General features: G+C 69.1%; 24 protein-coding genes. 16 read left to right on the forward strand and 8 right to left on the reverse strand.

Annotated features, from left to right (window positions below; translation table 11 throughout):
- Positions 1-18: 18 nt before the first annotated feature.
- Together FLX08_RS26500 and FLX08_RS26505 are read right to left on the reverse strand one after the other, a co-directional pair.
- Positions 19-1,272, reverse strand: coding sequence for a serine hydrolase domain-containing protein (locus tag FLX08_RS26500; RefSeq protein WP_167530577.1), 1,254 nt, complete (start codon positions 1,270-1,272; stop codon positions 19-21).
- Between the two features lie 392 nt (positions 1,273-1,664).
- Positions 1,665-2,264, reverse strand: a complete 600-nt coding sequence (locus tag FLX08_RS26505) for a TetR/AcrR family transcriptional regulator (protein ID WP_142622496.1) — start codon at positions 2,262-2,264, stop codon at positions 1,665-1,667.
- Positions 2,265-2,413: 149 nt separating this feature from the next.
- Between FLX08_RS26505 and FLX08_RS26510 the strand changes: the two genes are divergently transcribed.
- The 3 genes from FLX08_RS26510 to FLX08_RS40840 are packed head-to-tail and all read left to right on the forward strand — an operon-like array spanning position 2,414 to position 4,575.
- Positions 2,414-3,565 carry an FAD-dependent oxidoreductase gene (locus FLX08_RS26510; RefSeq protein WP_142622498.1) on the forward strand — a complete coding sequence of 384 codons (1,152 nt, stop codon included), beginning with the start codon at positions 2,414-2,416 and terminating at the stop codon, positions 3,563-3,565.
- 35 nt (positions 3,566-3,600) lie between these two features.
- The gene (locus FLX08_RS26515) at positions 3,601-4,446 is read left to right on the forward strand and encodes a class I SAM-dependent methyltransferase (protein ID WP_142622500.1); all 846 of its coding nucleotides are present in this window, start codon (positions 3,601-3,603) and stop codon (positions 4,444-4,446) included.
- A gap of 3 nt (positions 4,447-4,449) precedes the next feature.
- Positions 4,450-4,575, forward strand: coding sequence for a hypothetical protein (locus FLX08_RS40840; RefSeq protein ID WP_208761669.1), 126 nt, complete (start codon positions 4,450-4,452; stop codon positions 4,573-4,575).
- Here the strand turns inward: FLX08_RS40840 and FLX08_RS26520 are convergent.
- Positions 4,572-5,351 carry an isocitrate lyase/PEP mutase family protein gene (locus tag FLX08_RS26520; protein ID WP_244312901.1) on the reverse strand — a complete coding sequence of 260 codons (780 nt, stop codon included), beginning with the start codon at positions 5,349-5,351 and terminating at the stop codon, positions 4,572-4,574. The genes FLX08_RS40840 and FLX08_RS26520 overlap by 4 nt on opposite strands.
- A 47-nt stretch (positions 5,352-5,398) precedes the next feature.
- Between FLX08_RS26520 and pdxR the strand changes: the two genes are divergently transcribed.
- Complete coding sequence (gene pdxR, locus FLX08_RS26525) at positions 5,399-6,838, forward strand: MocR-like pyridoxine biosynthesis transcription factor PdxR (RefSeq protein WP_142622502.1); 1,440 nt, start codon at positions 5,399-5,401, stop codon at positions 6,836-6,838.
- A gap of 51 nt (positions 6,839-6,889) precedes the next feature.
- Here the strand turns inward: pdxR and FLX08_RS26530 are convergent, their stop codons facing one another.
- The gene (locus FLX08_RS26530) at positions 6,890-7,330 is read right to left on the reverse strand and encodes a winged helix-turn-helix transcriptional regulator (RefSeq protein ID WP_142622504.1); all 441 of its coding nucleotides are present in this window, start codon (positions 7,328-7,330) and stop codon (positions 6,890-6,892) included.
- Between the two features lie 125 nt (positions 7,331-7,455).
- Here FLX08_RS26530 and FLX08_RS26535 point away from each other — a divergent pair, with 125 nt between their 5' ends.
- The 4 genes from FLX08_RS26535 to FLX08_RS26555 all read left to right on the forward strand — a co-directional run bounded on the left by FLX08_RS26535 (position 7,456) and on the right by FLX08_RS26555 (position 10,447).
- Complete coding sequence (locus tag FLX08_RS26535; protein ID WP_142622506.1) at positions 7,456-8,181, forward strand: DsbA family oxidoreductase; 726 nt, start codon at positions 7,456-7,458, stop codon at positions 8,179-8,181.
- A 338-nt stretch (positions 8,182-8,519) separates the two neighbouring features.
- The gene (locus tag FLX08_RS26545) at positions 8,520-9,110 is read left to right on the forward strand and encodes an NAD-dependent epimerase/dehydratase family protein (protein ID WP_142622508.1); all 591 of its coding nucleotides are present in this window, start codon (positions 8,520-8,522) and stop codon (positions 9,108-9,110) included.
- Positions 9,111-9,125: 15 nt separating this feature from the next.
- On the forward strand, positions 9,126-9,623 hold the full coding sequence (locus FLX08_RS26550; RefSeq protein ID WP_142622510.1) for a winged helix-turn-helix transcriptional regulator: 498 nt from the start codon (positions 9,126-9,128) through the stop codon (positions 9,621-9,623).
- Positions 9,624-9,736: 113 nt separating this feature from the next.
- Positions 9,737-10,447: an HAD family hydrolase gene (locus FLX08_RS26555; protein ID WP_208761670.1), complete on the forward strand. Its 711-nt coding sequence runs from the start codon at positions 9,737-9,739 to the stop codon at positions 10,445-10,447.
- A gap of 260 nt (positions 10,448-10,707) precedes the next feature.
- Here FLX08_RS26555 and FLX08_RS26560 read toward each other — a convergent pair whose 3' ends face one another.
- Positions 10,708-12,993, reverse strand: coding sequence for a PxKF domain-containing protein (locus tag FLX08_RS26560; RefSeq protein ID WP_142622512.1), 2,286 nt, complete (start codon positions 12,991-12,993; stop codon positions 10,708-10,710).
- A gap of 264 nt (positions 12,994-13,257) precedes the next feature.
- Between FLX08_RS26560 and FLX08_RS26565 the strand changes: the two genes are divergently transcribed.
- The gene (locus tag FLX08_RS26565; RefSeq protein ID WP_142622515.1) at positions 13,258-13,728 is read left to right on the forward strand and encodes a hypothetical protein; all 471 of its coding nucleotides are present in this window, start codon (positions 13,258-13,260) and stop codon (positions 13,726-13,728) included.
- A gap of 52 nt (positions 13,729-13,780) precedes the next feature.
- On the opposite strand, the gene FLX08_RS26570 is transcribed toward FLX08_RS26565, so the two are convergent.
- Entirely contained in the window at positions 13,781-14,398 is a 618-nt protein-coding gene (locus FLX08_RS26570; RefSeq protein WP_142622516.1) for a hypothetical protein, read from the reverse strand.
- A 103-nt stretch (positions 14,399-14,501) separates the two neighbouring features.
- Here FLX08_RS26570 and FLX08_RS26575 point away from each other — a divergent pair, with 103 nt between their 5' ends.
- Genes FLX08_RS26575 through FLX08_RS26585 form a run of 3 tightly spaced genes read left to right on the forward strand, consistent with a single transcriptional unit; the run spans position 14,502 to position 17,453 of the window.
- A complete protein-coding gene (locus FLX08_RS26575; protein WP_142622517.1) occupies positions 14,502-15,221 on the forward strand; it encodes a response regulator transcription factor in 720 nt (239 codons plus the stop codon).
- Positions 15,211-17,067 (forward strand): HAMP domain-containing sensor histidine kinase, encoded by a 1,857-nt coding sequence (locus FLX08_RS26580; RefSeq protein WP_142622519.1) that lies wholly within the window; start codon positions 15,211-15,213, stop codon positions 17,065-17,067. The genes FLX08_RS26575 and FLX08_RS26580 overlap by 11 nt, the downstream gene beginning before the upstream one ends.
- Positions 17,068-17,102: 35 nt before the next feature.
- Positions 17,103-17,453: a hypothetical protein gene (locus FLX08_RS26585; protein ID WP_142622522.1), complete on the forward strand. Its 351-nt coding sequence runs from the start codon at positions 17,103-17,105 to the stop codon at positions 17,451-17,453.
- On the opposite strand, the gene FLX08_RS26590 is transcribed toward FLX08_RS26585, so the two are convergent.
- Positions 17,446-18,633 (reverse strand): FAD-dependent monooxygenase, encoded by a 1,188-nt coding sequence (locus FLX08_RS26590; RefSeq protein WP_142622523.1) that lies wholly within the window; start codon positions 18,631-18,633, stop codon positions 17,446-17,448. The genes FLX08_RS26585 and FLX08_RS26590 overlap by 8 nt on opposite strands.
- Positions 18,634-18,885: 252 nt before the next feature.
- On the opposite strand from FLX08_RS26590, the gene FLX08_RS26595 reads away from it, so the two are divergent.
- The 4 genes from FLX08_RS26595 (at position 18,886) to FLX08_RS26610 (ending at position 20,995) form a co-directional block, all read left to right on the forward strand.
- Positions 18,886-19,281 carry an SCO4402 family protein gene (locus tag FLX08_RS26595; RefSeq protein WP_142622525.1) on the forward strand — a complete coding sequence of 132 codons (396 nt, stop codon included), beginning with the start codon at positions 18,886-18,888 and terminating at the stop codon, positions 19,279-19,281.
- 418 nt (positions 19,282-19,699) lie between these two features.
- Positions 19,700-19,933, forward strand: a complete 234-nt coding sequence (locus FLX08_RS26600; protein ID WP_142622527.1) for a hypothetical protein — start codon at positions 19,700-19,702, stop codon at positions 19,931-19,933.
- A complete protein-coding gene (locus FLX08_RS26605; RefSeq protein WP_142622529.1) occupies positions 19,930-20,352 on the forward strand; it encodes a type II toxin-antitoxin system VapC family toxin in 423 nt (140 codons plus the stop codon). The genes FLX08_RS26600 and FLX08_RS26605 overlap by 4 nt, the downstream gene beginning before the upstream one ends.
- A 400-nt stretch (positions 20,353-20,752) precedes the next feature.
- Entirely contained in the window at positions 20,753-20,995 is a 243-nt protein-coding gene (locus FLX08_RS26610; protein ID WP_142622531.1) for a hypothetical protein, read from the forward strand.
- 275 nt (positions 20,996-21,270) lie between these two features.
- Here FLX08_RS26610 and FLX08_RS26615 read toward each other — a convergent pair whose 3' ends face one another.
- Positions 21,271-21,864 (reverse strand): hypothetical protein, encoded by a 594-nt coding sequence (locus tag FLX08_RS26615; protein ID WP_142622532.1) that lies wholly within the window; start codon positions 21,862-21,864, stop codon positions 21,271-21,273.
- Positions 21,865-22,038 lie beyond the last annotated feature (174 nt).

Consider the following 22,038-nt stretch of genomic DNA (forward strand, 5'->3'; position numbering starts at 1 on the left):
GAGTCCTGCTGTGAGTCCTCAGAGATCGAGTGCGAGCGTGGCGAGGTGGCGGGCGATCCCGGCGGTGTCGGTGTCCTGCACGTTGCTGAGCACGACGACCTGGATGTCGTCGTCGGGCAGGTACATGTTGCTCGCCGTGTAGCCCATGAACAGACCCGGGTGATACCGGAGCCGGTGTCCCTGGAGCCGGTCGACCAACCAGCCGAAGGCGTACGCGCTCGACGGCAGGTCGAGGCAGCCTCCCGGGGGACACTTCGCCTGCGGCGTGAACGCCAGCTTGACCGTGGCGGGCGGCGCGACCGTGAACGAGCCGAACGCCCGGTCCCAGCGGGCGATGTCGTCGACGGTGGAGTAGAGGCCGGTCGCGGAGAACAGCTCGGAGTTGTTGAGGAGCGGGGCCGGCTCCCCGAGCCTGAAGTAGCCCTTCGCGAACCCGCGTGGCGGATATGTCGTGCTGTAACCGGTGTGCCGGAGGTTCAGAGGCTCGGTGATCAGCTTGCGGAGTACGACCCCGTACGGCTGGTGCGTCACCGCCTGGATGATCGCGCCGGCCAGGACGTAGCCGGAGTTGGTGTAGCTCCAGTTGGTGCCGGGCGTGAACAGCAGCGGCAGGTTCACGAACTGCCGGATGAGTCGCCGGGGGGTGGTCGGCCGCGTGACGTTGTCGAGGTAGCTGGGCAGCTTCTCGATGTTCGGAATGCCCGAGGTGTGCGTGACCGTCTCGCGGATCGTGATGGGACGCCACGCCGCGGGGCACGCCTTGATGTATTGCGGGACGAGATACGGGCAGATCGGGTCGTCCAGCTTGAGCAGCCCGCGGTCCTGCAGTTTCAGCACGAGCATCGAGGTGAACTGCTTGGTGACCGACATGACCCGATAGACCGTGTCGGGCCGGTTGGGGATGTGCCGCTCCTCGTCCGCCTCGCCCGCGGCGAACCGCGCCAGCACCTGCCCACGCCGTACGACCAGTGCCGAGCCGGTGAACTGCTTCTTGGCGGCCAGATCCTGCAGATAGGCCAGCATCGCCCCACTGGGGGAAGAACCGGTCGGGCCCCCGGTGGGATCGCCTTCCGGCCCCGATGGCGTGCCCTCGGGTGTGCTTTCGGATCGGCCTGAATCCTGGACGGGCCGGTTCGTGATGTCCGACAGGGTGTTCTGGTCGCTGAAGGAGTTCGCGGTCGCGTCCGTTTTCTGCGAGTTGTACGGCAGAGCCCGGGAATCCGTAGCACCCTTCTGCATCGGCGTGAGCGCGAGCGTGAGATCGCGGAGCATGTTCTGCCGTTGGCGCTCGCTTTCGTGCCCCGACTGCCGCTGCTTGTTCCGTTGGGCATTGTGCCCGCGCCCATGCGCTCGGCCGCGATCGCGATCGGACGGATGATCGGAGTCGACGCCGGTCACGACGGCGTCGCCGGACGCGGCGACGGCGGGAGCGCCCACAGGCATGACCCCACCGGCCAGCGCGGTCCCGAGCATCAAAAACCCGACAGCATTAGGACACTTGGGCATTTTCTCCCCCGCGAAATGTACCACTGTCCCCAATTCAGACATTCCCGAATTGATGGAATCCGAGAATGTCCGGCGGACCATTCTTTTCGAGGGGGCTGTTTTCCGCTCACCGGCGCCACAAACGCCGAAAGACGCGGTTTTCCTTTTCCGTTAGAACCTCAATGCGCGGGTTCCGAATCAGGCTCCGCCCGCCAGCCGCGAACCAGCAGGTCGAAGACGGTCTCCACGGCCGCGCGCGGGTCGTCCCGGCCCTGCACCAGGGTCGGAATCTCCAGGACGAACCGCGCGAGAGCCGTACATTCGAGGTCGTCCGCCTCGCGCCCGAGCTCCTCCGCGATCACGGTGCCGAGGGCGGCCGCGTGCCGCGTCCACATGCGCTCCGCGTACTCGCGCAGCGCGGGCGTCCGGTCCACCAGCGCATGGAGCTCACGCAGACGCGGATCCGACACGACCCGCACCCAGGATTCCAGCGCGTGGCCGCGGAGCGCCTCGATCACACTCTGCCCCTCGGGCCGTTCGCGGACGGCGGCGATCAGGGCCGCCTCGACTTCCTCCTCGCGGTCGAAGACCAGCGCCTCCTTGCCGGGGAAGTGCGCGAAGAGGGTCGTCGTCGACACGTCGGCCCTTTCGGCGACGTCGCGGACGCTCACACGCTCGAAGCCGTGCTCCAGGAAGAGCTCCAGGGCGGCGTCGGCGATGGCCTGCCTCGTCGCGGCCTTCTTGCGCTCGCGGCGGCCAACGGTCGGGGAGTCGGGCATGGCGTCACTCTACTCCATAGCTGGACCGAGACAGAAACTGTAACGGTTGCACTTTTGGACTCGTTTCTGCTTTGGTGTGTTCCCGCAGGAGTGCCGCCTCGTGGAGGTCGAGGCACCGGGCACCCCGCCGACGACGAAAGGGATCGACCATGAACTCTCCGGCACCCGCGAACGCGCGGATCAGCATCATCGGCGCCGGCCCCGGGGGCCTCACCTGCGCCCGGATCCTGCAGCAGCACGGCATTCCCGTGACCGTGTGGGACCGGGATCCGCACGCGGACGCCCGCGACCAGGGCGGCTCGCTCGACCTGCACGAGGAGGACGGCCAGCTCGCCCTCCGTGAAGCGGGCCTGCTTGAGGAGTTCTTCGCGCTCGCCAGGTTCGAGGGGCAGGAGATGCGCCGCCTCGACCCGGCCGGACGCGTCCTCGACCATCACCTGCCGGACGAGGGTGAGAGGGTCAGCCCCGAGATCGACCGCGGACAGCTTCGCGATCTCCTGCTGCGCTCGCTCGCCCCGGGAACGGTCCGGTGGGGACACACCCTCGAATCGGTGAGCGGACCGGCCGGCGGGCCGCGAACCCTGACGTTCGCCGGCGGGACGGCGGCCGAGGCGGATCTCGTGATCGGCGCGGACGGCGCGTTCTCCCGCGTCCGCGCCGCCGTGTCGCCCGCGACCCCGCGCTACACCGGGGTCGGCTTCCTGGAGGCGTGGTTCGACGACATGGACGACTCGCACCCCGAGCTCGCCGAACTCGTCGGAAGGGGCAGCGCCCACGCCGCCGACGGCGAGCGCGGCCTCTTCGCACAGCGCAACAGCGGCGGCCACATGCGGGTCTACATCATGCGGCGCGTCCCTCTGGACTGGATCGCGGCGAACGGGCTCCGCCCCGAGGACACCGAGGGCATCCGGGCGCTGCTGCTCCGCGAGTTCGCCGCCTGGTCGCCGCGGCCGCTCCGAATGATCACCGACAACGACGGCCCGTACGTCGACCGTCCGATCTTCGCCCTGCCGGTGCCGCACATCTGGGAGCACTCGCCCGGCGTGACGCTCCTCGGCGACGCCGCGCATCTCATGCCGCCGCTGGGCGTCGGCGTCAACCTCGCCATGCTCGACGCCGCCGAACTCGCGCTCGCGCTGGTCGGCTCCGCGACCGTCGGCGACGCCGTACGCGGCTACGAGAAGACCATGCTCCCGCGCTCGGCCGAGACGGCCCGGATGCTCGAACACGGCGCCGAGTTCCTGCTGGCCGTACCCGGCCCCGGCGAGCATGTCAGGCTGGGTGGTCCCGGCTCCTTGTGAGAAGGAGCGTGGCTTGGCGCGGGAGGATCGGCAGCATGCCTGACGGATGGGAGTGGGACAGCACCCTCTTTCAGGGGTGCGCGGCCTACTACGAGCGTGGCCGGCTGCCGTACGCTCCGGGATTCGCCGAAACGCTGGCCGCGGCGCTGGGTCTGGACGGACGGGGCCGGCTTCTCGACGTCGGCTGCGGGCCGGGCACGGTGATCCTCCCGCTGGCGCGGTTCTTCGCCGAGGCGGTCGGCGTCGACCCGGACGCGGACATGCTGGCCGAGGCCGAGCGGCAGGCCGGGCGTCGCGGGGTGACCAACGCCCGATGGGTGGCCGCCCGCGCCGAGGACCTCCCGGCCGGTCTGGGCACGTTCCGGGTCGTGGTGTTCGCCCAGTCGTTCCACTGGACCGATCGCGATCGCGTCGCCGCGACCGTGCGGGACATGCTGGAGCCGGGAGGCGCGTTCGTCCACCTGAGCGACCTCAAGAATCCCCCCGCCGACCCGGCGCCGCTGCCGCTGCCCGCTCCCCCGTACGCGCGGATCGGCGAGCTGGTGCGCCGATATCTGGGGCCGGTGCGCCGGGCGGGGCAGGGAACGCTCGCCAACGGCACGCCGGATCGGGAGGACCTTGTGCTGGCGCGGGCCGGGTTCGAGGACGTCGAACGCCATGTCGTGCCGGCCGGAGCGGTGGCCGATCGCACCGCGGACGACGTCGTGGCGTGGGTGTTCTCCCAATCCGGCTCGGCCCCTCACCTGTTCGGTGACAGGCTGGCGGACTTCGAGCGGGACCTGCGCGAGGTGCTGCGGCGGACGTCACCCGACGACCGCTTCGCGGAGCGCCTTCCGGCGACCGAGATCATGATCTGGCACAAGCCGCATGGAGTGCGATGATTCGTGCCCCGCACCCTGACCACGCCGCTCGACCGGCTGCCGCGCCGCACCGTGCTCCAGCGCGTGGTCGTCGACCACCTGAAGGCCGGCCGCCACTGGTACTGGCGCCGCGGCCGCTTCCCCATCTAGAGGCGCACCACCCCAGGTTCCGTCTCCCGGGCGGGCGCGCGTAGCCGTGTCGCGAGTTCGCCGGTGGCGCGGGTCGCGTGCTGCTGCATGCCGGGGCCGAAGGTGATGCGTGTTGCGCCCAGCCGGGCCAGGTCGATGATGGAATCGATCCCCGGCTGGGCTGCCATGTTGATGGGGCCCTCGATGCCCTCCCGCAGTACGGGCAGTACCTCGGGCGGCGCCAGAAGGGGATAGATGCAGTCGGCGCCGGCCGCCAGATACAGGCGGGCCCGTGTCAGGGCGTCGGCCGGGTCGCCGGAACCGAACAGGAAAGTGTCGACGCGCGCGTTGATGAAAAGCGCGTCACCTGCGTGGGCGCGGACATCGGCCAGCCAGTCCGCGTGCCGGCGTGGGTCTTTGAGCGTGGCGTTCTCGGAGTCCTCCAGGTTGCAGCCGACGGCGCCGGCCTCCAGGAGGCGCCCGACCAGTTCTCCGGGGGCGAGTCCGTAGCCGTCCTCGACGTCGGCGGATACGGGGACGGGGACCCCCCGGGCTATACGCGCTATCGCGGCGAACATTTCCTCCGGCGGAGTCGAGCCGTCCGCGTAACCGAGCGAGGCGGCGATCCCGGCGCTCGGTATGGCGAGCGCGGGAAAGCCGGCGTTGGCGAAGACGCGGGCACTGGCCACGTCCCAGGGTCCCGGCAGGACGAGCGGGTCGCCGGGGGCGCGCCCGTGGTGCAGGGCGCGGAAAGTGTGAGCGGTCATCTTCATTGATGTCCGGGATGGCACATGCATGCCCGCAACACTAGGCATCAAATGGCCCTAGGGTATGGTCCATTGCTATGACAGATTGCCGGGCCAATTCGGCGGCTGCCGCACCTTCCGCCTTCGGCGCCGACCTGCATCTGGAACTGTCCGGGCCTGGGCTGCGGGCCGGGCTCACAGACGCTCTGCGCGAGGCCGTCCGCACGGGACGCCTGGCGCCCGGCACTCGGCTGCCCTCGTCCCGTTCGCTTGCCGCCGATCTCGGCATCGCCCGTAACACGGTGGCCGACTCCTATGCCGAACTGGTCGCCGAGGGCTGGCTCACCGCCCAGCAGGGCTCCGGGACCCGGGTGGCCGAACGGTCCGAGCCGCGCAGGGTGGCACCCTCCGCCCCCCGGACGCGACGGGCCCGGCCCCGTCCCACCTTCGGCCTGCTGCCGGGCGCGCCGGACCTCGCGAAGTTTCCTCGCACGCAGTGGCTCGCCGCTGCCCGCCGCGCTCTGACCGCGGCTCCACACGACGCCTTCGGCTACGGCGACGCACGTGGCCGGAAGGAACTGCGCGCCGCCCTGGCGGACTATCTGGCGCGGGCCCGCGGGGTGTACGCCGCGCCGGAGCGGATCGTCGTCTGCTCCGGTTTCCACCATGGTCTGACCCTGATGGCGCAGGTGCTCCGGGCCCGGCGAGTACGGGCCATAGCCGTCGAGTCGTACGGACTTCACATCTATCGCGACCTGCTGAGCGACGCCGGCCTGCGCATCCCGCCCCTCTACGTCGACGAACACGGCGCCCGCACCGACGATCTGCCGCGGTTGAACGGGGCCGGCGCAGCACTGCTGACACCGGCGCATCAGTACCCGACAGGGGTCGCGCTGAGCCCGGCCCGGCGCACGGCGGCCGTCGACTGGGCGCGTGCCACCGGCGGGCTGATCCTGGAGGACGACTACGACGGAGAGTTCAGGTACGACCGTCAGCCGGTGGGTGCTCTGCAGGGCCTCGATCCAGAACGGGTGGCGTACTTCGGCACGGCGAGCAAGTCACTGGCGCCGGGACTGCGGCTCGCCTGGATGGTGCTGCCCGAGGAACTGGTCCCGGAGATCGTGGCGGCCAAGGGGCACATCGACTACATGTCCAGCGCTTTGGAACAGCTGACGCTGGCGGAGTTCATCACGTCGGGCGCGTACGACCGCCATGTGCGCTCGATGCGGCTGTGCTACCGGCGTCGCCGCGACCAACTGGTCGCGGCCCTGGCGCAGCGCGCCCCCGGCGTCCGCGTGACCGGCTTGGCCGCCGGGTTGCAGGTGGTCCTGGAACTCCCGCAGGGAACCGAGCGCTCGGTCGTCCAGGCGGCGGCCCGGCAGGGTCTGGCGGTCAGCGGGATGGCGCCGTTCCGCCACGAGGTGGCGGGCTCCGGCCGGCGGTTGCCCGAGCGGGACGCGCTGGTGGTCAACTACGCGGCCCCCTCGGACAGCGCGTGGGCGGGCGCGCTGGACGCACTCTGCCAGGTGCTGCCGTAGCCGACCACGGCCGGCAGGCCCGCCCGCTGCCGGGCCGATGATCCACCGTGGTCAGCTCCCCGCGGGCTGCGTATCGGCGTCGAAGGTCTGTTGGTGGCGTCGGATTTCGGCCTGGTTGTCGGCCGACCACGCGGCCAGCGCCAGCACGGTCGAAAGCAACGACGTGCCCAGGCCGGTCAGCTCGTACTCGACCCGGGGCGGGACCTCGGGGTAGGCGGTTCGGCTGACGATCCCATTGCGTCGCAGTTGCTTCAACGTCAGCGTCAGCATGCGCTGCGAGATGCCGGGGATCGCGGCGGCCAGGTCGGAGTAGCGTGTCGCGCCGTCGGCGAGGGTGCCGATGACGAGCACGCTCCACTTGTCGCCGACGAGGTCGAGAACCTCGCGGATGAAGTCCGCGTCCTGGTCGTCCCAATGGGCGCAGGGTCCCGGCGCGGCGCGCACGTCGGCCCGCACTCCGGTCCTGACCTTCCGGGTCTTCTCCGCCGCCATGCACGCCGCCCCTCTGGCGTAACCGCTTCCACACACATGAATGTGCCTTTTGTACGGGTTCTGATTCTAATGCACGATGTCGCTACGAACAGAAGGTATGTAACCAGGAAGCAAGGGTGATTCCCGTGAAGATCGAGTTCTGGTCGGACATCGTGTGCCCGTACTGCGGGCTGATGGACCACAGGCTGCGCCAGGCACTGGACCGCTTCGCGCACGCCTCGGACGTCCACGTGGTCCATCGCTCTTTTCAGCTGCATCCCGACCTCCCTCGTGAGGGAGTGACCCAGCGGGAGCTGTTCCGCATGGCCGGAATGCCCGAGGCGACCGGCGAGCAGGTCCTGCGCCGGATCGAGGCGGCCGCCGAGGCCGAGGGACTCACGCCGTACAACGCGCTCGAACGCCGGCTGGGGCCGACCGACTTCGCCCATGAGCTTCTCGCGTACGCCGCCGGCCAGGGCCGTTCGGGCGAAATCTGGTCGGCGATGTTCCGCGCCCACTTCGGTCAGGGCCGCAACCTGTGGACCGTTGAGCAGGTGCTCGACTTCGCCTCGGAGGTGGGACTGGACCGCGACGGCGCGGCTGCCGCGCTGCACGACGGCAGGTACCGGGCACGGGTGGCCGACGACCAGCACACGGCCCAGCGCCTCGGCGCCCGCGGCACGCCGTTCATCGTCCTGGACGGAAAGTACGCCATGTCCGGCGCGATCGGCCCCGACGAACTGCTCTCGGCCATCGGTTCCGTCTGGGAGGAGGGCCATCCGGCCGCCGTCTCCCCTCTGCCTCCGATAACCGGCGGCGACGGGGTGTGCACCCCGGACGGCTGCGTGGCCCCCGCCCCCAGCGGCGAGTGATCCGTCCCGTCTCGCCGAATCTGATCAAAGGGAGAGTCTCATGTCCACAGCGTTCGAACCGATCACCATCGGCCGGTACACCGCCCGCATGACGCGGAACCGCGCGTACGAAGCTCATCGACAGCGGCGCCGCCGACCTGATCTCCTACGCCTCGCTCTTCATGGCCAACCCGGATCTGCCTCGCCGGTTGCGGGCCGGCGGGCCCTTCAACACCCCCGACTTCAGCCGGGCCTACGGCGGAGACCACAAGGGCTACACCGACTACCCGGCCCTGACTTGCCTCCAGGAAAGCAGGCCGTCTAAGCTGACTAATAAATTGTGAAGCTAGGTGAGGCGCATGAGGATCTTTCTGGCCGGCGCGTCCGGCGTGATCGGGCAGCGGCTGATTCCCCGCCTGGTCAAGGAAGGGCACGTGGTCGGCGGGATGACCCGCTCACCCGGCAAGACCGAGCTACTGGCCCGGCTCGGCGCCGAGCCGATCCTGTGCGACGTCTTCGACCGCGACGCCCTCGTCAAGGCGGTCCGCGACTTCGCCCCGGACGTCATCCTGAACGAACTGACCGATCTGCCCGACGAAGTGGAGAAGCTCGATGAGCACGTGGAGCTGAACGCGCGCATCCGGACCGAGGGCAACCAGAACCTGATCGAAGCGGCGCGGCAGAGCGGATCGCCGAAGATCCTCGCCCAGACCGTCGCCTGGCGGCTACAGGCCGGCCCCGATGCCGACGCCGTCGCCGAGCTCGAACGCTCCGTACTCGCCGAGGACGGGGTCGTGCTCAGCTACGGACAGTTCTACGGACCCGGCACCTACAACGAGCAGCAGATCCCCGCCGAGCCACGCGTCCAGATCGACCACGCCGCCGACCGTACGGTGGAACTGCTCGACGCACCGTCAGGCGTCGTCGTCATCACCGACCAGCCCGCGTAGAAATCAGGGGACATCATGCCGCTCTCATTCGAGGGTGTTCTGGCCGATCGGACCACGTGGCGGCTGGACAACTGCTCGATCGGCAGGTCCATGGAGACCATCGGCACGCGATCGGCGATGCTGATCCTGCGCGAGGCCTTCTACGGCACGACCCGGTTCGACGACTTCGTACGGCGGACGAAGATCGGCGACGCGATCGTCGCGGCACGGCTCAAGGACCTGACCGACATCGGGGTGTTCACCAAGCAGCCCTATCGGGAGCCGGGCAGGCGCACCCGCTACGAATATCTGCTGACCGAGAAGGGCCAGGACCTGTTCCCTGCCGTCTTCGCGCTCATGCAGTGGGGCAACAAGCACTTACAGGGTGAGGACGGCGGCCCGCTGCGCCTCGTCGAACGGGGCACCGGCGAGCCGGTCGTGATCGGCCCGCGCACCGCCTCCGGCAGGGATGTCGGCCCCGAGGACCTCGCCATCGTGGCCCACGGCGACTGGGCCGACCCGCAGAGAGGCTGATCGTGCGTCAGGCGCTGTTCGACACTCCAGGCGGAACGGCGGCGGAGTGGCCCGGAAATCCCCCGCGGAAATGGCCCATGCCCGGCATCCGCCGGACGCGTTAGCGTCTCCGCATGCCGATCCGTGCCGTGCTCTGGGACATCGACGACACTCTGTTCGACTACGCCGGCGCCGACCGCGCCGGCCTCCGCGACCATCTGGCCGCCGAAGGGCTCGCCGCGCTGTTCTCCTCCGTCGACGACGCCCTTCGTCACTGGAAGGCCCAGACAGAGCTGCACTGGGCGAGATTCATCGCGCAGGAGACCGACTTCCAGGGACAGCGCCGCGCGCGTGTCCGGGGCTTTCTCGGCGTGGACATGGACGACTCCGAAGCGGACGCCTGGTTCGATCGCTACGTGGCCCACTTCGAAGCCTGCTGGGCGCTCTTCCCTGACAGCCTCGCGACCTTGCACGAGCTCGCCACCGACTTCCGGCAAGCCGTGCTGTCGAACTCCAGGCTGGACTACCAGGAACGCAAGTTGCGCATCCTCGGCGTGCGGGACCATTTCGAGACCGTCCTGTGCGCAGCCGAACTCGGCGTGTCCAAACCCCAGGCCGCCGCCTTTCACGCGGCGTGCGACGCGCTGGAGCTGCCCCCGGGCGAGGTGCTGTACGTCGGCAACGAGCCCGACATCGATGCGGGCGGTGCGATGGCCGCCGGGCTCGCCGCGGTCTGGCTTGACCGGGACGGCGTCGGCGGGCGCTCCGAGCTGGTGCGGATCACCGATCTCGGCCAGCTTTCCCGGTTGCTGACGCCGGGACGATCGTCATGGAGCGCCGGGTAGCGCCGGCCTGTTCGGCCGCGGGACGAGGAGACCGTGGACGGGCCGGCCTGGATCTCCACCGGCTCGGCCTGCACATCGGTCGGGACGTTCGCTCAGGGCGAGCTCCCGGTGATGGCCTGCTCCGCCTGGAGGTGCCGTGATCAGGCGAAAGGGGAGACGCCCTGGCGGCGTGAGTCGAACTCGGCACAGACAGGCATCCATACTTCGAGGCCGGCGGTGACCGCCGGCCTCGGTGAGCGCGAACGCTCAATCCGCCACGATCACTTCATCTCGAACTCGGCCCGATGCACGCTGCCGTCGGCCAACGTCACCGTGAAGGTGCGCCGGCTCCCCGCCCACGACCGCGGCGTATCGACGTTGAGGTGGTAGGAGCCGAGCGTGCTGATCCAGTGATACTCGGCCCCCGGCGCGTCGAACGTGGCCGACACGACCGCCGGCTCGCCGTCCTCCTCGCCGCCCATCGTCCACGTGATCGGGATGGTCCGGCCGGCGTTGACGACGGTGACGCCGTCCGCCTTGACCGGGGGCCTGAACCCGCCGAACGTCCCGGGCGCCGGGACGGTGACGGTGGCGGTGGCGGACCGGGAGGCGTCGGCGGTCGAGGTGGCGGCGACCGTCAGAGTCCGTGCCTTCTCGTCGGACGCGACCGTCAACAGCCCCTCGCCGTCGATGGTCGTGCCGGCGCTCGCGTTGCCGCTCACGCTCCACGTCACGCTCCGCGCCGGGTGGCCGTCGCCGGTCACCGTGGCGGTGAAGGAGCGCTTCTCACCCCTGGAGACGGTGACGGCCGAGGGAGTGACCGACACCCCGGTCACGACCGGCGCCGGAGGCGTCGCCGTGAACGAGAAGTTGGTGTCGTCCCAGAAGTAGCCCACTCCGGTGTTGGCGTTCACGCCCCCGAAGTAGCGGTTGTCCGGGTCGTAGAAGACCGCTTCGAAATACTGGGACTGCGCGGAGTTGCGGTAGACCTCGTAGTCCATGTGGCCGTCGTCCTGCAGGTCGATGACCGCGATCGACATGGGCCCGTGGCCCAGGCCGATCACGAGGTGACCACGCACCCATGCCGCGCTCTGGACGACGTCGTACGCGCTGTTGATGTGATAGGTCGCCAGGACGTCCCACGTGCCGTTGTACTCCCCGCCGGCCACCGGGGCGTAGACGCCGTAACGCCCGTGATCGGTGCCGGTGGACAGCTTGATCGTGCGTACGGTGGTGCCGTCGTCGGTCAGCATCACCGCGACGCCGGGCTGGTCGGTCCAGATCACGTTGCACTTGGCGCCGAAGTCGTCGGGGACGTCGAAGGCGGTGGCGTGCACGCCGTTGAGCGTGTTCGTGCCGTCGAGGTCGATGTTCGACGCCTTGACGACGTAGAACTCCGGCGCCTGGGTGTAGCTGCTGGATCCGTTGCCGAAGATCAGGTCGCCGCTCGCCGCGTCGTAGGAGAACGAGTTGAGGTGGCCGAAGTTGTGCGTGAACGTGTGGACGAGGGTGGCCGTCTTCGCGCCGTAGTCGATGTCGTAGACGTACACGTGGCCGTTCGCGACGGTGTGGCTGTCCTCGCTGGCGGCGGCGATCCACAGCTTGCCGTCGACGAAGTTGCCGCCCTGCTCGTCGTGCATCCCGGGAACGGTGAACTGCGGCGTGACGGTCGAGGCGTTCACCGTGTAGTTGTCCCGCGGGTCCAGCTTGACCGTGCTGAGCGTGACCCAGGGGCTTCGCTCGTTCACGTCGATCGGCCGCACCGAGTCGGCGGCGTCGTGGCTGAGGACGTACGAGATCTTCGCGGTTCCGGAGGGGATCACGTAGACGTACGGCGAGGCCAGGCTCTTCCAGCCGGACGACGGCGGCAAGAAGGCGCCGTTCGCGTCGTAGGCGAAGATCGTCACCGAGACGTCCGCGCCCTTGGGGCCGCCGTCGAACTTCAGCGCCTGCCAGGAGCGATCGACGGCGACCGGCGCCTTCAGGCGGATCCGCGTCGCGACGTCGCTCGTGCCGTCCCGCTTCTCCCCGGTCGCCGAGGCGATCGTCCCCTGCTCGAAGTCGTTGAACGCGGGGTCGCTCGTGGACGGCGAAGCGGTGGTGCCGCTGTCGGCGACGCCGATGGTGAGCCAGGCGGCGTGGTCGGCCGGGGTGATCGCCCCGCCCGCGTGATACTTCAGGACGTAGCGGATCTTCGCGGTTCCGGCGGGGATCGTGTAGACGTACGGCGAGGCCAGGCTCTTCCAGCCGGTCGACGGCGACAGGTAGCCGCCGTCGGCGTCGTAGGCGAAGACCGTCACGTCGATGTCCGGGCTGCCGGCGGCCTCGGTGAACGCCAGCGTCCGCCACGAGCTGCCGACGGCAGCGGCGGTCGTGAGGCGAATGCGCGTCGAGTCATCGCCGTCGAGGCCGGTGGCGGAGGCGATGGTGCCCGGCTCCAGGGCGTAGAACGCCGGGTCGGTGATCGTCGTGGCGGTCGTCGCCGCCGACGCCGGAGCGGCGAGCCCCGGGAGAACGAGGATCACGGTCAGCGCGGCGAGAATCGCGCCGAGTGCCCTGAAGGCCACCCCGCGTTTCGATCTTGTCGGCTCGGGTCGGAACGCCGGCTCCACTGTCTTCCTCCATCACGTCGCCGTCTGTCGGCCTGAGAACCGCACGGTCGCGGAGGCCTCGGCAGATTGAATCCGCCTTCCATGAACGAAATCGGGCATGACGCCGAAGATCGGCTGAAGGAAGATGAATCTTCACGAAGCGGATGTCGGTGGGCCGGAACCTGCGGAGGGGTCAGGGGTGTAGAGGAAGCGACCACGTACGCCCCTGAGGAGTCGTCCATGCTTCGCACCGCGCTGATCCCGATATTGGCGCCGATACTGACCCTGACCCTGGCCTGTTCCCTGCTCGCGGGGTGTGCCGAGCAGCCGTCCGGCGGATGTCCCGACCGGTTGTCACCGGCGCCGCTGCCCACCTGGGCCCGCACGGGGTTCCGCCCGCCCGACCAGGCGATGCCGTACGTCCTGGGGGACCAGGGCGACATCGTGGCCGTGGTGTTCGGCGATCGGTTGCTGTCGCCGCCGGAGGAAAATCGCGGCAACAAGATCCTCTGGGTGTCGCGGGTGTCCCAGGACGGGGATCCCCTGCGGATCGAGGCGCGCCTGGACGGCTCGGGTGCTCCCGTCGTACGCGAGGTGCCCGGCGGACCCGGCCCGTCGGGCGTCGACCTGCCGAAGGCGGGCTGCTGGCACCTGACGTTGCGCTGGTCGGGCCACGTCGACACCCTCAGGCTGCGATACGTCCAGCCGTGACGGCGGGGCGGCGGGCGCCGGCGTTTCGGATAGCGCCCGCCGCCCCGGGTGGTTACTGCGGGCCGGGCTGGAGCGCGCGGCCGCCGCCGAACGCCTTCACGCGGCAGGTGTCCTGGATCTTGGCGATGTCGACGTCGTCCCCGGGGACGCTCGCGTACCGCCAGCCGATCTTGGCGGGGGCGGGCTCCTTGACGAGGTGGACGTCGAAGCCGTGGTCCTGCAGGCACTTGGCCTCGATGCGGACGCTCTTGGCGTAGTTCGGGTTCTTGGCCGGGTCCATCTCCGGCGGCAGCAGCGGCCGCAGGCGCTCGCAGGCGGCCCGCGCGGACTTCTCCGCCGCCTTGGACCAGGTGCCCTTGCTCGGCATGCCGTGCTTGGTCAGGCACCGGGCGTACGCCTCACGGAACTTGCGCACCTCGGCGGCGGAGCTGTTCAGGCGCAGCTGCGGGCGGGACTCCGTGGTGTGGGCGGGCTTGTGCGAGGTCTGCGCGGTCTGCGCCGCGGCCGCCCGGGTGGCCGACGCGTGACCGGCCGAGACGGGAGTGGGCGTGCCGGGGGCGCCCGCCGCCTCGGCGGTGCCGCAGGCGGTGAGGACGCCGCAGGCCAGGGCGGCGAAGGAGATCGCGGTGACGTGTCGTGCGGACATGCGCCGCTCGGTTCGGTTGCTCATGCCGGAGAGAATGGCCGGGCAATGTCAGGAACTTGTCAGGAACCTTTGGCCGGCAGATGAGCAGGGGCGAGATGGTCCTCGGGCCGACCTACTATCGCCATCTGTGGGTGCATATGTCCTGATAGCAGAGGACGACGTCAAGCAGGCCGAGCTCATCCGCCGCTATCTGGAGCGGGAGGGCCACGAGGTCGACGCCGTCCATGACGGCCGCGCGGCCCTGGATTCGGTACGCCGGCGGGCCCCCGATCTGCTGGTGCTCGACGTGATGATGCCCAAGGTCGACGGACTGGACGTCTGCCGCATCCTGCGCGCCGAGTCGGACCTCCCGGTGCTGATGCTGACCGCCCGTTCCACCGAGGACGACCTGCTGCTCGGCCTCGACCTCGGCGCGGACGACTACATGACCAAGCCGTACAGCCCGCGCGAGCTGATGGCGCGCGTCCGCACGCTGCTCAGGCGTGCCCGCGCCGTCGCCGTGCCGGCCCGGCCGCCCGCGCCGGTGCTGAGGGCCGGCGCCCTGATCGTGGACCCGGACCGCCACGAGGTCAGCGTGGACGGCGTGCCCGTCGAGTGCACCCCCGGCGAGTTCGCGGTGCTGGAGCTGCTCGTCAGCGAGCCGGGACGGGTGTTCACCCGCGAGCAGATCCTCACCCGGCTTCACGGGTTCGACCGCTACATCACCTCACGCACCGTGGACGTCCACGTGATGAACCTCCGCCGGAAGATAGAGCCCGCGCCGCGCCGTCCCGTACGGCTCCTCACCGTCTATGGGGTGGGCTACAAGCTCGCCGACGACCGGCGGGACGGGCGCGATGCGGGCTGACGTGCCGCTGCACCGCAGCCTGCTGGTGCGGGTGCTCGCGGTGTCCGTGCTGGTGTCGGTCTGCTCGATCGCGGCCACGGCCTGGCTGACCGCGCGGAGCACCACCGTGGCGATCAGGCAGGAACAGGGGCAGGCGCTCACCGACGACGCCCGCACGTACGACACCCTGCTCGGCTACGCGGCCACCCACCCCGGCTGGAACGGCGCGGGGGAGGTCGTGCGGCAGTTGGCGCGCGACACCGGTCGCCGCGTCACGATCACTACGGAGCAGCGCGTGCCACTCGTGGACTCCGACAGCGGGCCGCCCGCGAAGCTGCCCGCCCGGCCGACCGCGTCGATCGACCCGCTGCACATCGACACGGCCCTGGCGGCCGCGTCCGGTTCGTCCCTGACCACCGGGTCTTCGGATGCACTGGTGCCGCAGGGCGATGCCCTGGCGGCGGTGACCGACCACATCGACCCGCGCGCCGTGGGCCCCTTCCTGCTGCCGCGCAAGGAACGCGACGCCCTGCGCGTCGCCGCCGAACGGCGTGCCGCCTGCCTGCGCGGCTCCTTCGGCTCCGTCGCCACGATCGCCTACAGCCCGAGCGGACGGCCCGTGCTCGACACCCGGGGCGCGCGTCCATACTCCGATACCCGGTGCCCGAACACCGTCCTCGACCGGCCGACCGCCACCGAGGCCAAGGCCCTCGCGGCGCTGCAGAAGCTCGTCGACAACTGCCTGGAGCGGCGGCACGAGTCGCACGTGCGGCTCAACCTCGACTTCACCTGGACGCGGGTGCCCGGGGCCGTTCCCGCCCAGGCGGCGGGCGACGGCCCCCGCGGCGGCGTCGTCCCGGAGTGCGTCGCCGGCAGCCGCCGCGAGCAGCTCACGCCGTACGTCGCCCCGCCCGCGCTGCTCTTCCTCAGCAGCCGCGGTGGGGACACGTCCACCGTCTTCGACCTGTCGCCGGAGAACCAGGCCCGCATCGCCGGCGTCGCCGCCCTCGTGCTGCTGATCACCGTCACCGCCAGCGTCACGGCCGGCACCCGGCTGAGCCGCCCCCTGCGGGCGCTCACCGACGCCGTACGGCAGATGGAGGAAGGGCGCGCCGCCCGCGTCGAGGTCAAGGGGAAGGACGAGATCGGCAGGCTCGCCGCGGCCTTCAACGCGATGGCCGAGCGGCGCGAGCGGCTGGAGGAGCTGCGCAAGGCGATGGTCGGCGACGTCGCCCACGAGCTGCGGACGCCGCTGAGCAACATCCGCGGCTGGCTGGAGGCGGCCCAGGACGGGCTCGCCGACCCCGATCCGGAGCTCGTGGCGTCGCTGCTGGAGGAGGCGCTCCTGCTCCAGCACGTCATCGACGACCTTCAAGACCTGGCGGTGGCCGACGCGGGCGAGCTGAGAGTGCACACCGAGCCGGTCGACGTGGCCGACCTGCTGGCCCAGGTCGCGACCGCGCACCGGGGCGGCGCGGAGGCCGCCGGCGTCACCCTGCTGACGAAGGCAGACGGCCGCCTCCATCTGGTCGCCGACCCCGTACGGCTGCGCCAGGCGGTGGGCAACCTCGTCTCCAACGCCGTACGGCACACCCCGCCCGGCGGCACCGTGAGCCTGCACGCCCGCCGCGCCGACGGCGACGTGGTGATCGACGTCGCCGACACCGGCAGCGGGATCGCCCCCGACGACCTCCCGCTGGTCTTCGAGAGGTTCTGGCGGGTGGAGAAGTCGCGCAGCAGGCGGAGCGGGGGCAGCGGGCTCGGCCTGCCCATCGCCCGCAAGCTGGCCGAGGCCCACGGCGGGTCGCTCAGCGCCACCAGCGTCATCGGCGAAGGCTCGACCTTCACCCTCCGGCTGCCCGCTTGACCGAAGTCCACCCGGCTTTGACTAACTTGGCGCTTGTGACCACCGATGATGAGCGTGACGCTCTGGCGCGGGAGCTGCTTCGTCTGAGCCTTCCTGAACTGGTGGACGTACTCCGTCGTGTGCTGCCCGCTCACGCTGAACAAGGCACCGTGCCCTCTACGCTCGCCCTTGCCGAAGTCTCCCGGCCACCAGGCGGAGACTCGTCATCGGCTCAGCCCTTCATCGAGGCAGTCGCCTGGCCGGACCGGGACCACTACGACGGTGGCTTCGGGCCGAATCCGGCGAATTACGAGCAAGGCAGTTGCCCCGGCTGCGGCCTGAAAGTGACGTCCACGGCCAAGCGCGCCTTCTGTCCGCTGTGCGGGACGCTCTGCCGGCTCACCTAGGACGGCTCGCGTTGGTGGCCGCCGGCCGGCTCAAGGAGGCGTAGCCGGGCAGTTCGAAGTGACCACCGGCCATCTTCTCCCCCATCTTGGCCATCGATCTGAGCAGGAAGCGCCGCTTGAACAGCTGGTTGCGCAGCCACAGACCCTTGCGGGTGCGCGGCGCCAGGAAGGGACCGGCATTGTTGCTGTCGGCGGCCTTGATGAACGGGCGCATGGTGTTCTCGTAGCGCTCGAAGGCCGTCCGGTAGCCGGCCTGGCTCAGCTCGCCCGCCAGCACATAGGCGGCGACCAGGGCCAGGCCGGTGCCGACGCCACCGAGGGTGTTGGCCGCGGCGGCGTCGCCGAGCAGCACGATCCTGCCCTTCGAGAAGCGCTCGATCGCGACCTGGGCGATGGCGTCGACGTACACGTCCTTCGAACGGGCCAGCTTGGCCAGGATCTCGGGCGCCCGCCAGCCCATGCCGCGGTAGGCGTCGATCAGGATCTGCTTCTGCTCAGCCGCCGAGTAGCGGTCGTAGGTCAGCTGAGGCGAGGCGAAGCAGAAGAAGACGGGTGCCTTGGGGCCGCCGATGGAGACGAGCCTGCCCGGCTCGTTGTACATCACCGGCTCGTCCACGACACGCTCCATGTCCACCAGCGCGTAGTAGTGACCCATGTGCTTCACGTAGTTCGACTCCGGGCCGAAGGCCAGGCGGCGCACGTTGGAGTGGATGCCGTCCGCGCCGACGACCACGTCGAAGGTCCGGGGCGCACCCCTTTCGAACGTCACATGGACGCCCGAGGCGGTCTCGGTCAGCGAGGTGATCGAGTCGCCGAAGATGTACTGGCATGTCTCACGAGTGCGCTCGTAGAGGATCTCAGCCAGGTCGCCGCGGAGAATCTCCAGGTCGCCACCGGTGAACCAGCCCGGCATGACCGTGATCCGCTTGCCGTACGAGTCGATGACCGTCTGGTCGGTGCCCCCGGTCTGGCGGCGCTTGATCTCCTCCAGGATGCCCATGCGGCGCAGGAGCTCCATGTGGGTCTCGCCCTTGAAGTCGATGGCCTGGCCGCCGGTGCGGAGCGCTGGGGCCTTCTCCACAACGGTGACCTGGGCACCGGAGCGGGCCAGCCAGTAGGCGAGGGCAGGGCCTGCGATGCTGGCGCCGGAGATGAGGACCGAGGTGTGCTTGTTCGTCATGGCCCTACCTTCGGAAACCCCGCTGACAGCTCACCCACCATCCGCTGACGACCGCCTCGATCGTTGTCAGCGCGCCCTCACGGCTCATCGCCCCACCCGCGCCGAGCCGCTCGTCTCGGTCGCTCCGGCAGCGACCATGGCCACGTCGCGTCCACGACCACAATGGGACCCCGGAACCAGGAAGCAGGAGGTGTCTTGTCACCTTTCTCGTGGCTTCCCCTGCCACGTACCGGCTCTCAGTAGCGTGGCGTCGTGAACGAACACCCCTCCGCGGTACGGCGGGTTCAGCGGCCAGAGCAACGTGAAGACGTTCTGAACGCGTTACAAGCCCTCGGCGACCGCGACTATCAAGAGCGACACTGGCGATCAGGACACGGGTGGCCAGACCTCACCGCCGCCGTTCACTGGCTGATCGACGACACTTTCATCGACCAAGCCGGCGCACGAGCACTGATCCCGCAACTCTTCCGAGACGAGCAGGAAGCCGACCGCGCGCAACTCGTGGTTGACGCCCTCCTTCGCGTTCTTGATGACCTTGGCCCCACCGCCCCAGACCATGCCTACCTCGACCATCCCGCATGGATCAGCGTCCTGCACGCGGCCAATGCCGCACTCCAGGTTCTCTCGTCGGACAAGGAGAACTCGTAACAGCCTCCCGGAACACGCCGCAAGGCAGCAGAGGTATCTCCCCACCAGACCTCTTGCATGTAGGGGCGCCAGAAAAGGCGAGGCGTACGCGTCCGGGCAGGAGCATCTCGATCGCGTGCCCCGAGCGTGCCCTAAGCCAGGGTCAGACACGGGGAATCAGGGGTACTCACGGATCAAGAATCAAAGAAGCCCCCGATCGGCATCTCTGCTGATCAGGGGCTACTTTTCCTGCTGGTGGCAGGTCCAGGGTTCGAACCTGGGTAGGCTGAGCCGACGGTTTTACAGCGCGTGACCATTCCAGGTTTCCCGACGCTCTTGGCCTGCACCGGAGCCCGCCCACCCGGCCCTGATCGTCAAGATCATTGCACGCATATGCACGGCTCGGAAACGATCAGTTCCAGCACGTAGACTCGGAGCCATGACGGCTGCTGCCCCTGAAGAGTACGAGGACATGCATCGGCTGGTCGACCAGCTCACCGGAGACCAGCTCCGGGAGATCCGCGCGCAGACGCTGCGGCTGGTTCACTCCTCCGAGCACGCCGAGAGCGAGTCATGGCCTCCGGCGTTCTTCGGCTCCGTCCGTGCCGGTCGCTCGGATGTAGCCGCCCGTACCGAAGAGATCCTTGCTGAAGGCTTCGGACACGGCGAGTGATCATCGTCGACACCGGCCCGCTCGTGGCCGCCACGATTTCAGACGATGCCGATCATGAGCGCTGTGTCGGCGAGTTCAAGCGCCTCCACGATGCGCGCCGAGAGCTCCTCATCCCCAGCTTCGTCGCCGCCGAAGTCTGCTACATGATCTCCAGGTTCGGCGGCGCCGCACCGGAGGCCGCGTTTCTCCACGCACTCGAGTCGGACGTCTTCACGCTCGTCGAACTGACCAAGCCTGACCTCTCCAGAGTCGCCGCGCTCGTCGAACGCTACGCGGACTTCCCCCTCGGCGCCGTTGACGCCTCGGTCGTCGCGGTGGCCGAGCGCCTGAAGGTCAACGAGGTGTTCACGCTCGACGTGCGCCACTTCGCCGCGGTCCGCCCCGTACACGTGCCCGCATTCGCCCTGCTTCCCGGGTAGGTCTTACGTCGCTGCGGCGCACGATCAAGCCGCCTGGGCTCGTACGGCCTCGCACGCTTCTCCCCCGTCCGCGTATCCCGTATGCCGTCGACCCGCTGCGGAGCAGCAGCAGGCCGGCGACGGAGGCGCAAGCCCGTCTTCGCGTGTACGTCAGCCGGTCGCCGTTCCTCGGCGGCGCCATTGGACGCCAAGGGTCACAGACGGGCTTGAGACGTAGGAGCTGGTCTGCTGGGCTTGCGCGGGTCGATGGCAGGAGGGATGCGCGGGCTCTACACCAGCCATCTACGGCTCGCGCTCTCCAACCGGGCGGCATCCCGGCGCCGGAGCGCCCCCTCCGGAGGCTGGAGTTTGAGTTCATGATTATCGGCCCGATGAGCCACTTGTGAGCGATGATTCATCCATGGCGGATGAGAGCAGCGAAGCGTACCGGAGCGGATTCGAGGCAGGGACTCGCATTGCTAGGAAGTTTCCTGGACTACGTGAACACCCGATGAGCACGGCCTACAAGTCGGCTTGGCAAACGGTGGCGTGGTTCGGCGGAATGGAGGCCGGAAAGCTCGGCTACGTGCCTGAGCACGACCAGTCAGCCGCCCACGCGTTCTTCGAGGGGTTCATGACGGCAGCGGGGGACTACGACGAGTAGTCCGGCAGAGCCTGCCACCTGCTGGGAGCGCCGAAGCTGCGGCATGGCGGCCCGAGCTGCCCGCCGGCCGGGACCGGCCCCCAGGCCGCACGCCCGGCTGGCGGGCAGGCGATGGGCCGCCAGCGGCGGCGCGCCGCGCCGCCGCCTTGACGGCCAACAGGAAATCGCCAACCGGAGGATTGATGACGCCCTGGCAGCATAACTCGCGAGTACAGAAGGATCCCGGAAGCCATCCGGAAGAATTTTGAATAATGGCGTTACAGCAGGCTTAGCAACTAAGATGAATGGCCGGCTGAGGACAGCAGCTTCCGCAGGGCCGTCGTGGCAATTTCCAGGGCTGGCTCATCGAATCCGGTCTCTAGTATTCGAAACCTATGGAGGGGTCCGTTCGGAGCATAGCGGGGCGCGACCGGAAGAGTGCCATCACTGCGGCGATCTGGGTCAACATCTACTTCCAGCAGACCGAACCGCTGAAGGATCTCGTGAGACTGATATGCGTCGCGTCCCAGCCCATAGTTATGCAACCGCTCCCCGCTCTCAATCTTGATCCAATTCTCTTCCGGAAGAGTCAGCACGTCACGATGGTGGGCTAGAGAAAGTAGGAGAAGAAGCTCCGCATCCTCTAGAACGTGTATCCATCCGTTCTCAAAGAGGCCGTATGGAAGACCGAACTGATCCTCTCCTTTTCTCGGCACCACATACGGCACCGAGTCGCCATTCGGCCGCACCCCACCTTCATCCAGCAACTGAAAGCCCTCATATCTGCCAGATCTCTTATGCCCATGAGGGAGATGAATGAGCTGGTTGCTCTCAGCCGCCAGGCTAGCCAGAGCGGATATTAAACGTCGAAACTTCTTCTCGGAGGACATGGAGGAGGTCTCCGGACCGGACACGGGCAAGGCGAGTAGGTCTATCCATCCGGTGCCCGCCCCTCCCTCCCGCAGTGGAAGCCGGTTCTTCGGGCGAGCCCCGGCGCCAGCCCCGATCTGAGCGACGCAAAGGGCAATCAGATACAGGCGCAGAGCCATACCGTTCGGCGACAC

It is taken from the genome of Microbispora hainanensis, from assembly GCF_006874475.1.
Lineage (GTDB): Bacteria > Actinomycetota > Actinomycetes > Streptosporangiales > Streptosporangiaceae > Microbispora > Microbispora hainanensis.

Excerpts from the sequence above, each read along its gene's own strand:
- FLX08_RS26500 (WP_167530577.1), bottom strand. The coding sequence starts at position 1,272 with ATGCTCCGCGATCTCACGCTCGCGCTCACGCCGATGCAGAAGGGTGCT.
- FLX08_RS26505 (WP_142622496.1), bottom strand. The coding sequence starts at position 2,264 with ATGCCCGACTCCCCGACCGTTGGCCGCCGCGAGCGCAAGAAGGCCGCG.
- FLX08_RS26510 (WP_142622498.1), top strand. The coding sequence starts at position 2,414 with ATGAACTCTCCGGCACCCGCGAACGCGCGGATCAGCATCATCGGCGCC.
- FLX08_RS26515 (WP_142622500.1), top strand. The coding sequence starts at position 3,601 with ATGCCTGACGGATGGGAGTGGGACAGCACCCTCTTTCAGGGGTGCGCG.
- FLX08_RS26520 (WP_244312901.1), bottom strand. The coding sequence starts at position 5,351 with ATGCATGTGCCATCCCGGACATCAATGAAGATGACCGCTCACACTTTC.
- pdxR (WP_142622502.1), top strand. The coding sequence starts at position 5,399 with ATGACAGATTGCCGGGCCAATTCGGCGGCTGCCGCACCTTCCGCCTTC.
- FLX08_RS26530 (WP_142622504.1), bottom strand. The coding sequence starts at position 7,330 with ATGGCGGCGGAGAAGACCCGGAAGGTCAGGACCGGAGTGCGGGCCGAC.
- FLX08_RS26545 (WP_142622508.1), top strand. The coding sequence starts at position 8,520 with ATGAGGATCTTTCTGGCCGGCGCGTCCGGCGTGATCGGGCAGCGGCTG.
- FLX08_RS26550 (WP_142622510.1), top strand. The coding sequence starts at position 9,126 with ATGCCGCTCTCATTCGAGGGTGTTCTGGCCGATCGGACCACGTGGCGG.
- FLX08_RS26555 (WP_208761670.1), top strand. The coding sequence starts at position 9,737 with ATGCCGATCCGTGCCGTGCTCTGGGACATCGACGACACTCTGTTCGAC.
- FLX08_RS26565 (WP_142622515.1), top strand. The coding sequence starts at position 13,258 with ATGCTTCGCACCGCGCTGATCCCGATATTGGCGCCGATACTGACCCTG.
- FLX08_RS26570 (WP_142622516.1), bottom strand. The coding sequence starts at position 14,398 with ATGAGCAACCGAACCGAGCGGCGCATGTCCGCACGACACGTCACCGCG.
- FLX08_RS26580 (WP_142622519.1), top strand. The coding sequence starts at position 15,211 with ATGCGGGCTGACGTGCCGCTGCACCGCAGCCTGCTGGTGCGGGTGCTC.
- FLX08_RS26590 (WP_142622523.1), bottom strand. The coding sequence starts at position 18,633 with ATGACGAACAAGCACACCTCGGTCCTCATCTCCGGCGCCAGCATCGCA.
- FLX08_RS26600 (WP_142622527.1), top strand. The coding sequence starts at position 19,700 with ATGACGGCTGCTGCCCCTGAAGAGTACGAGGACATGCATCGGCTGGTC.
- FLX08_RS26610 (WP_142622531.1), top strand. The coding sequence starts at position 20,753 with ATGGCGGATGAGAGCAGCGAAGCGTACCGGAGCGGATTCGAGGCAGGG.
- FLX08_RS26615 (WP_142622532.1), bottom strand. The coding sequence starts at position 21,864 with ATGTCCTCCGAGAAGAAGTTTCGACGTTTAATATCCGCTCTGGCTAGC.